Annotated in this window: 12 protein-coding genes; 7 read left to right on the top strand and 5 right to left on the bottom strand. The window is 43.3% G+C overall.

Annotated features, from left to right (window positions below; all coding sequences use genetic code 11):
- Positions 1-69 precede the first annotated feature (69 nt).
- Positions 70-336, top strand: coding sequence for a Dabb family protein (locus tag D0T57_RS00780; RefSeq protein ID WP_163269871.1), 267 nt, complete (start codon positions 70-72; stop codon positions 334-336).
- Between the two features lie 5 nt (positions 337-341).
- Positions 342-1001: a DNA alkylation repair protein gene (locus D0T57_RS00775; protein WP_163269869.1), complete on the top strand. Its 660-nt coding sequence runs from the start codon at positions 342-344 to the stop codon at positions 999-1001.
- An 84-nt stretch (positions 1002-1085) separates the two neighbouring features.
- On the opposite strand, the gene D0T57_RS00770 is transcribed toward D0T57_RS00775, so the two are convergent.
- The 3 genes from D0T57_RS00770 to D0T57_RS00760 all read right to left on the bottom strand — a co-directional run bounded on the left by D0T57_RS00770 (position 1086) and on the right by D0T57_RS00760 (position 5506).
- Positions 1086-3299, bottom strand: a complete 2214-nt coding sequence (locus D0T57_RS00770) for a TonB-dependent receptor (RefSeq protein WP_163269867.1) — start codon at positions 3297-3299, stop codon at positions 1086-1088.
- 87 nt (positions 3300-3386) lie between these two features.
- On the bottom strand, positions 3387-3833 hold the full coding sequence (locus D0T57_RS00765; protein WP_163269865.1) for a hypothetical protein: 447 nt from the start codon (positions 3831-3833) through the stop codon (positions 3387-3389).
- 44 nt (positions 3834-3877) lie between these two features.
- Positions 3878-5506, bottom strand: a complete 1629-nt coding sequence (locus D0T57_RS00760) for a sulfatase-like hydrolase/transferase (RefSeq protein ID WP_163269863.1) — start codon at positions 5504-5506, stop codon at positions 3878-3880.
- A 187-nt stretch (positions 5507-5693) separates the two neighbouring features.
- On the opposite strand from D0T57_RS00760, the gene corA reads away from it, so the two are divergent.
- The 3 genes from corA to argS all read left to right on the top strand — a co-directional run bounded on the left by corA (position 5694) and on the right by argS (position 10230).
- Positions 5694-6773, top strand: a complete 1080-nt coding sequence (corA, locus tag D0T57_RS00755) for a magnesium/cobalt transporter CorA (RefSeq protein ID WP_163269861.1) — start codon at positions 5694-5696, stop codon at positions 6771-6773.
- A 101-nt stretch (positions 6774-6874) separates the two neighbouring features.
- Positions 6875-8332 carry a tetratricopeptide repeat protein gene (locus tag D0T57_RS00750; RefSeq protein WP_163269859.1) on the top strand — a complete coding sequence of 486 codons (1458 nt, stop codon included), beginning with the start codon at positions 6875-6877 and terminating at the stop codon, positions 8330-8332.
- A 104-nt stretch (positions 8333-8436) separates the two neighbouring features.
- Positions 8437-10230 (top strand): arginine--tRNA ligase, encoded by a 1794-nt coding sequence (gene argS, locus D0T57_RS00745; protein ID WP_163269857.1) that lies wholly within the window; start codon positions 8437-8439, stop codon positions 10228-10230.
- Here argS and D0T57_RS00740 read toward each other — a convergent pair whose 3' ends face one another.
- Positions 10231-11256 carry a DUF6340 family protein gene (locus D0T57_RS00740; protein WP_163269855.1) on the bottom strand — a complete coding sequence of 342 codons (1026 nt, stop codon included), beginning with the start codon at positions 11254-11256 and terminating at the stop codon, positions 10231-10233.
- A gap of 73 nt (positions 11257-11329) precedes the next feature.
- Here D0T57_RS00740 and D0T57_RS00735 point away from each other — a divergent pair, with 73 nt between their 5' ends.
- Positions 11330-13519, top strand: coding sequence for a helix-turn-helix domain-containing protein (locus D0T57_RS00735; protein ID WP_163269853.1), 2190 nt, complete (start codon positions 11330-11332; stop codon positions 13517-13519).
- Between the two features lie 147 nt (positions 13520-13666).
- On the opposite strand, the gene D0T57_RS00730 is transcribed toward D0T57_RS00735, so the two are convergent.
- The gene (locus D0T57_RS00730; protein WP_163269851.1) at positions 13667-14104 is read right to left on the bottom strand and encodes a hypothetical protein; all 438 of its coding nucleotides are present in this window, start codon (positions 14102-14104) and stop codon (positions 13667-13669) included.
- 319 nt (positions 14105-14423) lie between these two features.
- Between D0T57_RS00730 and D0T57_RS00725 the strand changes: the two genes are divergently transcribed.
- On the top strand, positions 14424-16109 hold the full coding sequence (locus tag D0T57_RS00725) for a hypothetical protein (RefSeq protein WP_163269849.1): 1686 nt from the start codon (positions 14424-14426) through the stop codon (positions 16107-16109).
- Positions 16110-16128: the final 19 nt, after the last annotated feature.

Genomic DNA, 16128 nt, shown 5'->3' with positions numbered 1-16128 from the left:
CTTAGAGCCTGTTTAGATATCCTTTAAACAGGCTCTACTATTTACCAATACATTCTAACAAACAAGATTATGGTCAAACATATAAACAACAAACAAACCAATGCCTTATTGGTTAAAGAAAAGCTGGAAGCATTGAGAGGCAAAATAGAAGGCCTATTGCATATCGAAGTCGGTATAGATTTTCTGGGCAATGGCAATTTCGATGTAGTGCTGTATTCGGAACTGGCAGAAAGAAAAAACCTCGATATATATCAAAACCACCCATTGCATCAGGCTTTGCTGCCCTTTATCAGAGAGGCTGTAATGGATAGGAAGGCTGTAGACTTTGAAGTATAAGTAATATGCATACAGATATTATACGCGATATGCGCAAACGTTGCCGTCTGGCAATGAATGGAGTGACTTCTTCGAGTATGCGCCAGAAAGGGATGGCCTATAAATTGAACTTCGGACTTGTTATCCAGCAAATAAAAGATATAGCCCGACACTACGATGCTGATGCACGGCTGGCGAATACCTTATGGAAGGAAGATGTGCGCGAACTCAAGATTCTGGCAACGATACTTTATCCACTATCGGCTTTTACAGAGCACGATGCAGAGATGTGGGTAAAGGAAATACCGAACCAGGAGATCAGAGAGCAGGTGTGCGCAAACCTTTTCCAGAATCTAGCCTTTGCAAATAAACTGATATATGACTGGAAAAATAGCCGGGAAGAGAATATACGTACTACTGCATACTGGCTACTGGCCCGGTTGTCGCTTTCGAAAACCTTAGAGCCTGTGCAGGCAAAAGAGTTTAAATACATTCTCGACGATATTATTTCTTCCGATATATTTTTGCGCAATGCTGCAATTCTTGCGCTTAAGCATATCGGCAGGCAATCGAAAGAAGAAGGCGATACTATACTGCAAAAACTCGCTGCATTCAAAGATGAGGAAGACCCACTGAAACGGGAAATATATGATAGCCTGTCGTTTGAATTTGAGTATTACCAATGAGTCTATATAGAGTCGAGCCGACAATAAAGAAGGTGCCCCTTATTACATTTGGGACACCTTCTTCTTGTATATCAGATCTTTCGCTTATTTTCCTATTGTGTACCTAAGCCCTACATAAAACTTGCGTCCCATTGTAGGCCCCCACACCATTGTTGCGTCAAAGTCGTTTCCGAATGGGTTTTCCGGCGATACTATCGGATTCTTCTGCTTGAAATCCGTAATATTTTCTGCCCCGGCATAAATGCTCCATGTGCGGAAGTTCTTTGTTATCTGGGCATTCATTATAGTGTACGAGCCAAATGTGTTTTTCCACAAAGGGTTATTTGCATCCGGAGCAGGCATGCGTCCGCCACCGTTGAACTGGGCGGTGAGGTCGAATACCCATTTACTCAGAGGAGTTTCGTACGATGCGGTAGCCAATGCTTTATAGTCGCTCACCAATGGTTTCTTCAATAGTTTTCCCTGATATTCGGTTTTAGCTATTGTTCGGCGATACGCTCCCAATATGTTAAAGCCCTTGAACAGGGGATATGATACTTCTACCTGAAAACTATTGGCATACGATTTTCCATCCAGATTGTAGAATTGAACTTTATGCGGGTCGCTGTCTACATCGGTAACTACCTGATTGTCGAAGTCTGTCCTGTACCATTCTCCCGATATGGTAAGCTCTTCGCCGCCGATCGGTATGTGGAAAGAGATGCTTGTACCATAGTTCCAGGCCGATTCTTGTTTCAGGTTGTTTGCTATTTCTATTTTGCGGCTGCTTGCCAGATAGAAGCTGTTTTCGGGCATAACGAATACAGTGCGGTAGCCTTTTCCTGCCGAAGCCCTCATATTCAGCCATTCGAACGGCATATATTTAAGGTGCAGGCGAGGGGTTACGAATGTCTTCTTATGCAATGTGCTATAGTCGGCACGGATGCCGGCAAGGGCAATAAACTTGTCGTTCTTGTTGAATGTATATTGCAAATATCCGCCGCTGGTAGTCTCTTTGTCAGGCTGTACAGTTATCGGCTGGAAAAGGTCGATAGTCTGGCTATACTTGTCCCAATTCAGGCTTAAGCCTGCACTAAGGCGGTGTTCCAGAGTTGGTTCTATCTCAAACATTAGCGAGGCATAGAGGTTGTTGCCATATACATTATACCTTTGTCCTGCATACTGCGATTTCTGGTCGTGGTACGAGCCTGTAACTATCAATGCCATGTTGCTGTTTAGCTCTTCGTCGAAGGTATATGAGTTCTTGGAGTAAAACTCGCCCCTGTTGGCTTTTATAGATATCTCGAACGGGTTATCCTTGTTTACTGAAGCATCGTTGAGAGTGTGCATGGTTTGCCCGCTGGTACGGTAATCCTGCAAGAACCGGAATCCGGCTTGCCCTGCATATTTCCCGGATGTGTAGTGCCACCGGTTCATCATATTGAACTGGTGCTTTTTGGGAGAGTCCAGGAAGCTGTCGTCATTGTCGTCGTGGGTTGCAGTCTCGTTCGAATAATGCAGGAATAGCCCTGTACTTACATTGTCGCTTAACGCGAAAGCTGCATCGGCATTTCCTTCATAGCGTCCGGCATCGCTGGTAAATACATTGAGACTCAACGGGTCGGCATGATCCGGTTTCTTATATTCCACATTCATCTGTCCGGTGATAGACTCATAGCCGTTTTTTACCGATGCCGCCCCTTTCGATACCTGTATGCTTTCCATCCACGGCCCCGGTACATAATCCAGTCCATAGACCGAGGCGCTTCCCCTGAAGTTAGGGTAGTTTTCGGTCAGGGTTTGTACATAAGTTCCGGCAAGCCCCAGCAGTTGTATCTGTTTTGCGCCTGTTACGGCATCGCTAAACGAGACATCGACAGAGGGGTTGGTTTCGAAACTTTCCGACAGGTTGCAGCAAGCGGCGCGGTGCAGTTCCTTTGTTGTTATCTTTTCTGTATTGAGCAGTTGCTTACGCGATTTGATGGTTCCCGGAGGCGTCTTTTCTATTACCACCTCGGCAAGTTCGTTGTTTTCTTCGAGTACAACAGTCAGCTCGTGGGAGAAATCGTGTAAGTGTACCGATTTGTCATTGAATCCTACATACGATACCAATAGCATATGGTTTTTATGTACAACGCCGGCTATTTCAAAATAGCCTTTTTCGTCGGTAATGACGCCTGTTTTTTCGTCTTCCCAGCGAACAGATGCGCCAATCAGCGGCTGCTTGTTCTGGTCGACAACGTATCCTTTCAATATGTCTTTGCCAAAGGCTAATAATGGCAATATAAGCAAGAGTATGAGTAGTTTTAGAGTTTTCATTATTTGTATGCTGTTAAATTATTAAATACAGTTTTGCGTTACAGGCTTTTGGCAGCTTGCAACAAAATGGATTAATAACTTAAAGGATCAAATAATCAGAACCCTGATAATAGACAAGTACTCCCGGGGAGGTATATTGGGGGGAGCATTTTCTTTTTGTTGGTGTTGTATATGCGAATCTAAATCGCAGTTGAGCAATTGGGTAAACACAGGCAATACATCTAACACCCAGACAAAAGGCAGGGCGATATGTGGCCTGAAAGATGCCGCATCTATGTCGATAGAAAGGCGGGTAGAGGTACAATGCTTATGTGCACCGTCGCTATCGTGTGCGCAAGCTTTTTGGCTTTCGTCGCAACAGCTATTTGCAGCATTGTTGCCCGTATGTGCGCAACATGTATGTTGCTGTATCACAGTTACGGCTCGATACGACATAGAAGAGCAGCAATAGTGCATAATAGTTATTCCCGCGCCTGTAAAAAACACAGCGGCAGCAATAACGAGTATTATACTTTTCTTTATCAGCTTTTCCATATCGGATGCAAAGATAATCAATTTAGATGATTACAATATCGCTGTTATCTGAATTTTTCGACAATGGCTTCATACTTCTTTTTTCCTACATACCGTTCACGAGGAGTAAAACCTTTCGAGAAAAGGCTTCTTGTGTCGTTATAATCTTCATAGTTCAGCCCTGCTATATCGGATATGGAATAAACAAGGTCTTCGGACGAGTATGGGCGGTTGCCGTCGAATACGAGGTCTTCTCTCATCGCCTTAAATAGTGGGCACATCCATATCATAAATGGTATTTCGCACATTGGCGGCGACACCTTTTCGTAGGCATGACCTGCAAACTCGCGATAGTCGTACAGTTCTTCCCCATGATCGGAAAAGTATATCATGGCGGTGTTCCTATCGCATTGTTTCTTGAGGGTGGTAATGATATTGTTTATAACGTAGTCGTTGTACAACACCGAATTGTCATATTTGTCGATAGTCGATTTTGCTTTCTTGTCGCAGAAAGGCTTGTCGGCAACCAACCCGTCTTTCAGGTGATTGAACCGGATATATTCTTTCGGATACCTGAATTCATAAGCCATATGGCTGCCAATGAGGTGTATGATTACCAGTTTGTTTTTGTTGTCTTTTTGTGCCAGTATTTTGTCCAGTACCGGCAAGCAGATGTCGTCGTGTTGTTTGTGTTTGGCCACATTGTATTTGTTCTGAGCCAATGTGAGCAGGATATCGTAGCTCGACCTGCACTCGTCGCTAAACTCCTGGTTGCTGATAAGGTAAGTGCTGTATCCGGCTCTGTTGAACAGTTCGAATACCGACGGTTTCTTTGTAAAATATTCAGGATGTTCGAAGTCGGCCATTGATAGTACCGAGCGCATTACCGGAATAGTGTGTACCTGCGGCGATACTACATTGCTGTAAACGGTCAGGCTGTCGCCATATGCCGATAGCAAGGGGTTGGTATTTCGTTCGTACCCATATAGCGACATATGGTACTTGTTGAGCGATTCGCCTATTACTACAACTATGGTTTTGGGCACAGTATCGCCGGGCATAGTTTTTACTTCGTAGGCAAAGTCTTGCCTGTCTTTTATGGCTTCGATTTCTTTCTTTGTCCGTATTTTATACGAAATGAAAGATTTGTATATATTTATAAAATAGACGGATTGCGATAGCTTATTTATACTTATTATAGAAACAATTATAATAATGGACGAGAAAAATAATACTTTATAATCTTTCACCCGCAAGCGTTTGAAAGACTTCATCGAACATATCATTACTATCGGTATGGCTGCGTATATCAACACACCCGTGATAACCCATATGCTAAGGTAGTAGGCTACAAATTCCTTGCTTTCGTCGGGATTGGTTTCGAACAGGCTGGTAACACTGTTCTGCTCTAGCAATACTCCCGCAAACAGCAAGTATGCCAGATAGATAGACCCCGGAATGATGGATATAGCCAGCAGTATGGAATAAATGATTTTCTCGCTTTTGGAGCTGATAAAAAGAGACAGTATGGATATGGCGACAAACAGAAGCCCACATACGGCAAATATTCCTATATTGTCCATTATGGTCAGGTTTTGAGCCATCGGGCTTAATATAGGAACCAGAAGGAGAATATAAAACAGGAAGAAGAATTGTAGTTTTTTCTTTTTAAGTATTTCCAGAACCTCTTTCATTGGCGGTGCAAGTCCTATTAGTTTATAAAAATTTGTCGATTCCAGACCAGTTTCTTATCACTACAAATATAGTATTTTATTTTAAACCGTAATCTGTCGGACTATATATAACGTTTGTTTTATAAATGTAATTGGAACAAAGCATCCTGATCATTTGTTATAATCCAAAAGATTTAACACTAGTAGCATGAACAAGCAGGTACGCAGAAAATCGAACAGGAAGCATTCATCCGGCTATTTATCGGGAAAGGCTGCTTATTTCGGAGATAAGGATGTCCCGGTTTCTATAGAATTGATACAGTACGACCCATCGCAAGCGGAAATAAAGCCCATCGCACTCGAATGTATCCCCACTCTGAACAATTACATAGCCGCCGGTAAAGTCAACTGGTTCAGGGTGACCGGCATATCCGATGCTTCGGTTATCAGTCAGCTATGCCGGAAATTCGGTTTGCATATATTCGATGCTAAAGATTTGTTGTCGGACCAGCAAGTAGTCAAGATGGTTACTTATGATAAGGCTACTTATGCACTGCTATCATATTTTTATCAAGATAAGACAACCGGTACGCTCGATGATATACAAATCGGATTTATTCTGGGCAAAGACTTTGTTGTCAGTTTTCAAGAAGAAGTTTGCCCTATATTCGATGAAGCCAAGGATGGTATAAAAGAAAAAAACGGGGTGATAAGGCAAAAAGGAGCCGATTATCTTCTCTACGTTCTTCTCAATGCTGTCAATTACGCCAATATGAATACGGTGATGGATATAGAAGACCGTATGGCAGAATTAGAAACCCGGTTGATAGAAGGACAGGGTAGGATCGATACACTAAGCTTTCTGCACGGTTGCAGGGTTAGTTATACACATATCAAACGGTCGGTAGTCTCGCTCAGGGAAGAGTTTAACAACCTGCTCCACAATACAAACAAGCTGGTGGCTGACGAGAATATTATTTATTTCAACGACTTCGACGACCGTATGAGGGCTACACTGGGCGACCTGGAGTCGCTGCACGAATCCCTAGTCTCGCTTCTCGATCTTTATTATAACAATAATAATTTGAAAATGAACGAAATAATAAAACGGCTGACAATCGTTTCCACCCTCTTTATCCCTCTTACGTTTATGGTCGGTGTTTGGGGCATGAATTTTAAGTTTATGCCCGAAATGGACTGGAAATATGGCTATCTGGTATCGTGGATTATCCTGGCTGTAATTGCTTTGGCAACCTATTTGTGGATGAGGAGGCAAAAATGGTTTTAAGAAAAGGTGAGTGCCTGTTTGTGAAATTTGTTTAGGGTTTGAGCAGCCTGCTATTACATAAATTTTTATCTTTGAAACCGTTAAAGTATAAAACATATTATATGAAATTAGCAATTGTATATATATCATTCCTGTTTTGCGTCTTATCTTCTGCATATTCGCAAACACTGGCAGAAGCCAAACAGTTGTACCTGAAAGGGGAATATGCCAAGGCTTTACCTGTATTCGAAACCGAATATCAGGCAAAACCTGCCGACCCCAACCTGAATCACTGGTATGGAGTCTGCCTGTTCGAAACAGGAGGCAATTTGGCCAAGGCGGAAGAATGCCTGCTTGTAGCCTCACAAAAAAACATACAGGACTCATTCTACTATCTGGGGCAGATATATACACTGGATTTCCGCTTTACAGAAGCCGCTTCTTCCTTCGATAAATATGAAACCATGTTCAAAAAGCAACCACGGCGAAAGAAGGATGATATTGCGAAATACGATGCCGCTATGGAACGCCTCGAAGGCAAAAGAAGCCGGTTGTCGCGCTTGCGCCGTATGGCCTATAATACCGAAGACATCCAGATAATAGACAGTATTGTGGTAGACAAAACAGACTTCCTGTCTGCCTATAAAATGAGCCATAGCTCAGGGCGGTTGGAGTATTTCAACAAAGTGTTCAATGCGAACCGGAATGTCAATTCTACAGTATATTTCAACGAGAAAGAAAACAAGATATATTACGGGCAGCCCGATAGCACAGCCGGATATACCCTCTTTTCGATGGAAAAGCTATTGAAAGACTTTGGTAATGAGAAGAAACTTTCCTCAAACAATTTCGGATTGACAGGCGATGTCAATCATCCGTTTATGATGGCCGATGGTGTTACCATTTACTTTGCAGCAAAAGACGAAGATTCTCTCGGAGGCTACGACCTGTTTGTTTCGCGCTACAATATGAACAACGATTCGTTCCTTACCCCCGAACGCCTGAATATGCCGTTCAACTCTATCTGCAACGATTATATGATGGTGATCGACGAAGAAAAAGGCGTAGGATGGTTTGCTACAGACCGGGATCAGCCCGACGGCAAGGTCTGCATTTATACGTTCATCCCCAATCAGATAGTAAAAATACTGGATAATACGGATGAAAAGTATATAGCAGGGCGGGCACGTATATCGTCTATCAAAAATTCGTGGCAACCCGATGCCGATTATTCTTCGTTGATTACATTGGCACGGAAGTCGCCAAAAGAAGAGACAAAACAAGCGAGAGACTTTGAATTTGTTATCAACGACCAATATACATATTATATGTTTACGGATTTCAGAAACGAAGCGGCACGCGACATCTACTTTAATGTGATACAACTGAAGGCGAAAGAAAAAGAACTGAACGAAGAACTTTCGCGGATGCGTATCGACTATAGTTCGGCTAACGAAGAAAGGCGTTCCGCAATGTCGACCGATTTGTTGATTAAGGAAAAAGAATTGGAGCAACTGCAAAAAGACATTCCCTTGCAGGAAATACAAGCCCGTAACGCAGAAATACAGAGTTTCCCTTAATTATTCAGGGGGCATTAGTTACAATATTGATAATATAAAGTGCCGGGCAAAGTTTTTGTCCGGCATTTTTTTATAATTTTGCAGACAAACGAATAAAATTGCATATGGATATTGAAAATAAAATACAGGAATCGGTAATAAAAGCTATTTCCGCATTATATGGGCAGGAAGTAGATGCCGCACAGGTATCTATACAGAAAACAAGAAAAGAATTTGAAGGACACCTGACGTTAGTTGTTTTTCCATTTCTGAAAATGTCGAAAAAAAGCCCTGAGCAAACCGCGCAGGAAATAGGGGCGTGGCTCGAAGCCAACACCGGGGAAGTGGCTAAGTATAATGTAGTAAAAGGATTTCTCAACTTGTCGATAGCTACAGGTTTCTGGCTTGGCAAATTGAACGAAATACATCAGACTGCCAATTACGGAATAACGGAGGTAACCGAAAGCTCCCCTCTTGTAATGATAGAATATTCTTCGCCGAACACCAACAAACCCCTTCATCTGGGGCATGTGCGCAACAACCTGCTTGGTTTTGCTTTGGCCGAGGTGCTGAAGGCAAATGGAAATAAGATAGTAAAGACCAACATTGTAAACGACAGAGGCATCCATATCTGCAAATCCATGTTGGCATGGCAGAAATGGGGCAACGGAGAGACTCCCGAATCGTCAGGCAAAAAAGGCGACCATCTGGTAGGTGATTACTACGTAATGTTCGACAAGCATTACAAAGCGGAACTGGCAGAGTTGCAGGCTTCGGGCTTGTCGAAAGAAGAAGCGGAAGCAAAAGCCCCTATCATGGCCGAAGCCCGCGAAATGCTTCGCAAGTGGGAAGCCGGAGATATGGAAGTAGTATCCCTGTGGGAAAAGATGAACTCGTGGGTATATGCCGGTTTCGACGAGACTTATAAAAAGCTCGGTGTAGATTTCGATAAAATATATTACGAATCGCAGACTTACCTCGATGGAAAAGAAACTGTGCTGGAGGGGCTGAAAAAGGGTGTCTTTTACCAAAAAGAAGACGGCTCTGTATGGGCAGACCTTACAGGCGACGGGCTCGATCATAAACTCCTGCTTCGTGCCGATGGCACATCCGTATATATGACACAGGATATTGGGACAGCAAAGCTTCGTTTCGACGATTATCCTATCAATAAGATGATATATGTAGTAGGCAACGAACAAAACTACCATTTTCAAGTATTGTCCATCCTGCTCGACAAACTGGGCTTCGAATTTGGAAAAGGGCTTCTGCATTTCTCCTATGGCATGGTCGAATTGCCTGAGGGTAAGATGAAATCGCGTGAAGGTACTGTCGTAGATGCCGACGACCTGGTAGACGAAATGGTTGCTACGGCAAAGGAGACATCGAAAGAACTGGGTAAACTAGATGGTATCAGCGAGGCTGAAGCCGACAATATATCCCGCACTGTAGGCATGGGAGCCTTGAAGTACTTTATCCTGAAAGTTGACCCGAAAAAGAATATGACTTTCAATCCGAAGGAGTCTATCGACTTCAATGGCAATACGGGGCCATTTATCCAATACACCCATGCGCGCATCTGTTCTGTTCTTCGCAAAGCAAAAGAACAGGGGCTCGATGTTCCTGCCGTTCTTCCTCTCGATACTGACCTGACAGCAAAGGAACAAGGCCTTATCCAGATGGTTGCCGACTATGCCGCTATTGTAAAACAGGCGGGCGATGAATACAATCCTGCTTTGATAGCGAATTATATTTACGATCTGGTAAAAGAATACAACCAGTTTTACCACGACTTCTCTATACTGAAAGAAGAAAATGAAGCACTCCGTAGCTTTAGGCTGACACTATCGGAAGAAGTAGGCAAAACTGTGAAAAGCGGAATGTCGTTGCTCGGCATCGAAGTGCCCGACAGAATGTAGTTATTCCTCTACTTCAAATACCTCCTCAAGCCCAAGTTGTTCAAGCAGTTTGGGCCTGTTTTTTTGTCTGTTTTCAAGAATGTTTTTATATGATAGTATTTGCAAGGGCAATTCGGAAGACATATTCTTACCCGTCAATAAGTCGAAAGCTGTATTAATCCAGGCTACGGCATTGCCTATATCGTCCAGATATTCATTCGCAAGGGCGAGGTTCGAAGCCAGCTTTACCTTCTTGTTAACATTGCTTTCTTTGCCATGCAAGTCTCCCCATATCTTGGCTGCATTTGTCCAGTCGCCACTTTCCAGAGAGGTTTGTGCGGCTTTCATCTGCGATGAATTGTCGGTATAAAACCATCTCTCCTGTTTTTTCCACGAAGGGATAAAATAGCTGGTAAGCTTGTCGGCTCCTGTCACCACTGTTTCTACTAAAAGCTCGTTTATGGCAGAAGAATTGCTTTTCAAGCGGCTCCAGTCCCGCTCGTCTGTTCTGAACAGGCTATCCACATAGGCAAAAGCGGTGCTATACTCTTCTCCTTGTGGCGAAAACACACGGAATATAGTGCCTAGCTTTGTTTGCAAAACGCTGTAGTAACTGAAATAAGCATTGTCTCCGGCTTCAATTTCTGCGGCAATAGCAAACAAGTCGAGCGAAATCAGCGCATTAGCTCCTTTTTCTTTGCAGATGTGCTCTATCTTTCTTTTAGTCAACGGGGTAACCTCCCTGTTGCGGTTTGTCTTATAAGGATAAAGTTCAACTTCCGAAAAATAGTTCTCCTCATTCATAAATAGCGTAAGCGATTCTACCAATATCTCCCGTGCGCTGTCCACCGGCAATATCCCCGTCCGGGAATCGTCTTTATTACCCTGCAAGTCGGGCGAACTATTATCCACTATCACTACCTTCGTCACCTCGGCAGGGAACGAAACATATGCCGGTTCGCGTATGTCTATAGTTAAATACCGGGTGCTTGCACAAGAATAAAATATGATGATAGGGATAATCGTAAACAGCAGCTTAATCTTCATGGCAGTACTATTTTTGTACACCCTAAATGTACGAAAATAAACCTTATATTTGCAAGTCTAATAAATTAAAAAGATGGAACAGCCCTCTGTAAATACAGTCTTCAACCTTGCCGCCGATATAGTACGCTACACATCCCGCAGTGTTTTCCTTACGGGGAAGGCCGGAACGGGAAAGACCACTTTCCTGCACTATATTAAAGAACATTCCGACAAGAATATCATTGTAGCCGCCCCCACCGGCGTAGCTGCCATCAATGCGGGAGGCGTCACCCTGCACTCCCTCTTGCAGTTGCCGTTCGAGCCGTTTATTCCCGATATGGAAGGGAAGAAAAAACTCGAATACCACTTCAAGTTGCGCAGGTCGAAGATAGAGATGCTGCGCGAACTCGATTTGCTCATTATCGACGAGGTGAGTATGCTGCGTGCCGATATGCTCGATGCCATCGACTACCTGCTTCGCCGCTACCGCAACAATCAGAAGCCCTTTGGTGGTGTGCAGATCCTTTTCATCGGCGACATGTTTCAGTTGCCGCCGGTAGTACAGGCTGCCGAATGGGAGCAGCTAAAACACTATTATCCGTCGCCGTTTTTCTTCCATGCACAGGTGCTGGCCGATTTTCCGTTGCTGTATATCGAACTGAAAAAGATATACCGCCAGCAAGACCAGCAGTTTATCGACATACTGAACCGCATACGCAACAATTGCACCTCCCGCAGCGACCTCGACTTGCTCAACAGGCGATACAATCCCTCCTTCCGCCTACCCGAAGGCGGCAAATATATTGTCCTTTGCACACACAACTACAAGGCTGAGCGCATCAATAGCGAAGAACTGGCGCGGCTGTCGTCTAAAGCATTTGTCTACAAAGGAAATATATCCGGCGACTTTGCCGAAAATTCGCTCCCTACCGAGCACGACCTTGTGCTGAAAGAAGGCGCACAAGTGATGTTCGTGAAAAACGATGCCGGCGAGCAACGCCGCTACTACAACGGCAAACTGGCTACCATCACCCGCCTGAAAGAAGACAAGATAGAGGTCTGTTTCCAAAATGGACACCTGATGGACCTGGAGCGCGACACCTGGCGCAATGTACGCTACACGCTCAATGCCGAATCGGGAGAGATAGAGGAGGAAGAGCTCGGCTCGTTTAGCCAGTACCCTATCCGCCTGGCGTGGGCTATAACCATACACAAGAGCCAGGGGTTGACCTTCGACCGCGTGGTGATAGACGCCGGGCAGGCTTTTGCCGCCGGACAGGTATATGTGGCACTCAGCAGGTGTACAACTCTCGATGGAATCGTGCTTTTTTCGCCCATCACCCCACAAAGTATATCTACCGATCCCTTCGCTATCGAGTTTGCCAAGATGGAGCAGGAACAGGGCATTCTTTCCGACATACTGATAGAGGATAAACCCCGCTATTGCGCGCAGCAGCTAAAGAGATATTTCGACTGGTCGCCGTTTGTACGCACACTGCACGCATTGTACGAACTGGCGTCGGAAAAGAAGATACCGCGTCAGGCAGAGACGCAAGCCATGATGGCACAGATGTGCAGCCGTGCCGTAGAGCAACAAGAGATTGCAGGAAATTTCGTCAAAGAACTCGACCGTATTCTTTCTGCTCCCGTGCCCGATGTAGAGCATCTGAGGGAGAGGGTGCAGAAGGGAATCGCTTATTTTCACCGCGATGTGCAACAACATATTATACTGCCTGTAGAAGAACACCTCGACTCGCTCCGTAATGCCTCGAAAGTGAAGCAATACTTGAAGAAGGCGAACGAAATCCGTCAGACATTGCATCGCCTGCTCGAAAAGCTGGAACGGGTGTACTATGGCGATCTCATGCTTACCGAAGGATTGATATTCAATAGGTTGCAACCGGAGCAGAGACAGCCTCAAAAGAGCACTCCGCCCGAAGAACCGGAAAAGAAACCCCGTATGCAAAAGGGTGATACCCAGCGGATTTCGCTCACACTATTCAACGAAGGAAAGCCGATTGCCGAAATAGCGGCGGAACGCAACCTTACCAAAACTACTGTAGAAAACCACTTAGCGGGTTTTGTACGCACAGGCGAACTAGATGCTTTGCTGTTGGTGGATAAAGACAGGCTGGGTTTTCTGCTTTCGCAACTGGGAGATGTAGACGAGAAAACGCCGCTTTCATCGGTGAAATCGGAAGTGCCTGATGATTACTCGTATTTCGAAATAAAGGTGGCTATAAATTCTAAAATATATAGCACTTCCCGCACTTCGCAGGAGTAGGATTGGCAGGATAAACACATTGTAAAAAAAGAGAGAGCGAATCTCCCGACTCGCTCTTTTCCTTGCTATTTATGAAGAAATAGCTGTTGCAAAAGACTTCCCTAAAAAATTGTAAATAAGCTAAGTAAAGGGAATAGTTTTTATCTTTTATTGTATTGTCACATCCACTTTTGCAAAAGGTGTACCTTCTTCGTTGGAGAATATCATCAGATATTTTCCCGAATCGAATCCGAATGTTTCTATTAAAATCTCGTTTGATTCGTCTTGTGTATATGTAGCTAAATAAACTATGTTGCTTTCAGCATCTTTTATTGTTATGCCCAATCCTTTTTCTTTCAGATAGTTGACTTTCAGGTACGAGCTGTTTTGGAATACCCTTAGTGTAACAAACATTGGTATTTTAGTAAGAGTAGGCCTTCCGCTAGTCATTATTTCTCCCGGCCAAAGTTCATCCCATTCGTCGTTAATATCGAATATTGTATCAATCCAGTCGTTTTCGGGGGCGACATTTTTAGCATTGCCTATACTTATATTGCCCAATCCAAGGAAGGCAAACAATGCAATTAGTAAAAAGGTCTTCTTCATAATTTCTTGATCGTGTTAGTTAAAAAAGTGCAGGACAATGGGCTACGTAAGAGCCACTCCTGATGTACATTTCCGAGACAAAACTATAGCATAAAAAAAGGAAAAACAATAGATTTTTTGCCGATATAGATTTTTGTTCCCCCGGATAGGGGTAAGTTGTTTGCTTGCAGTATCTTGTCTATATTCGCAGAGGGCTTTATATAGATTTTTTTTAATGAATTTAGTTCTATATTTTATTTTTTAATTGTACTTTTTTCCTGTTATTTGCATTTTCGTTTGAAAAATAAGATATCCGCAAAAAAATAAATAAATTTTTGTTATGAATGTAATTAAAATACACTTATTGGCTACATTTTGTTTGCTGTTGCTGCTGTTTTCGTGTGAGTCGAAAGAAAACAACGAAGAGATGCTTATGAAGAAAGCCGAAAAGCTTATGGAACAGCATCCGGATAGCGCTCTCAATATTTTGGAAGTAGATGTTCAGCCTGCACGGCTGAAACAAGATGGCTACAACAGGTATATTGTGTTGTATGCCCAGGCGAGAGATAAGAATAATAAAAGTTTGCTTACTCTGGATATCCTGATCCTTGGCGCAAGGGATTATTTTAATGACAAAGGTGATGCCGAATATGCTGCTTTAGCCTCTTTCTATTCGGGGGTTTTGATGATGCAGCAAAATAAACACAAAGATGCGATGGAGATGTATGTAGAGGCAGAGAATCTGGCAATAAAGACAAAAAACGATGCTCTGGCGGGCTTGGCAAAATATTATGAAGGAGAGTTGTATTACAAGCAGCGTATGAAAGACAAAGCTATCAGTCAATTTAAGGGTGCATTAAATTATTTCCGGGAATCAGGAAAACATAAAAATGAAATAATATCCCTTAACAAGCTGGGTATGGTGTACGTATTGAAGGATAACCTTGACAGTGCATTTTATTATTTCGACAAAAGTATTGAACTAACGAAAATACATAACGATTCTTCCGAACTGGCTCATATTATTCCCAATATCGCAGTTTCTTTAAATAAGAAGGGAGATACAGATTCAGCGAAAAAGTATATTAGGGAATACCTCCCTTACTCCAAAGATGAGGACAAAGTAAGATATTACTCTATTATGGCTTATTGTTTTGAAAAAGAGAAGAATAAAGATTCCGTTAATTATTATATAAACAAGACTTTAGAGTTGCTGGATAAGGAGGATAAATATTCTATCAAGTGTGGAATTTATCAGTTGCAGACGCGGATGGAAATGAATGAGGGGAACTATAAAGCAGCATTGGCGCATCATAAAGACTATACACAAGAACTATTCGAAGTGTTGGAGAAGAGAAACAGCCAGGCGATCCATGAAGTGCAACAAAAGTATAATTTCGAGTTTTTGCGCAATCAGAAGAACGAATTGGAGATAAAAAAGAATATGATTTATATGACCGCTATGGGATTGGGTCTGTGCCTCATATTGTTGATAATCCTCTTTTATAAGCTGTTGGCGGAAAAGGCAAAAGCCAAGGCCGATGCCGAGCGTATAGTGATAGATATGAGGCAGATGACGAAAGATTTCAGCCAGAAAGATGATTCGTTTAAGAAAACGCTGCTGCAACATTTCGATATCCACACCAAGATGGCATTGATAGAGACTTACCTGCGCGAAGACGAGAAAATGGTGGGGCAAGGTGTATTGAAAAGGGTGAAACAAATAGTGTATGGAGAAAAGTCTTTCGACTGGAACTTTGTTTATGACTCGATGAACCACTTGTATGCCAGCTTTCCCGACAGGTTGCGGAAGGCTTATCCCAAACTAGACGAAACAGAAGTGAAGATATGTTGCCTTGAGTTTGCCAAGCTGAACAATGCGGAGATGGCGGTTATATTGAACTACAGCCTGAATACTGTGCAGATGAAGAAGTCGAACATCCGCAAGAAGCTGGGTGTGGGTGGTTATGGCAATATAGCGGAGTTTCTTTACGAGTTTGCGGGTGTAGAACCGTCGGACAGGTAAAGGGGGTAAGGAATAATAT

Origin of the sequence: Dysgonomonas sp. 511 (genome assembly GCF_010501105.1) — a bacterium.
Taxonomy (GTDB): domain Bacteria; phylum Bacteroidota; class Bacteroidia; order Bacteroidales; family Dysgonomonadaceae; genus Dysgonomonas.
This window is presented reverse-complemented; position numbering and strand designations above follow the sequence as displayed.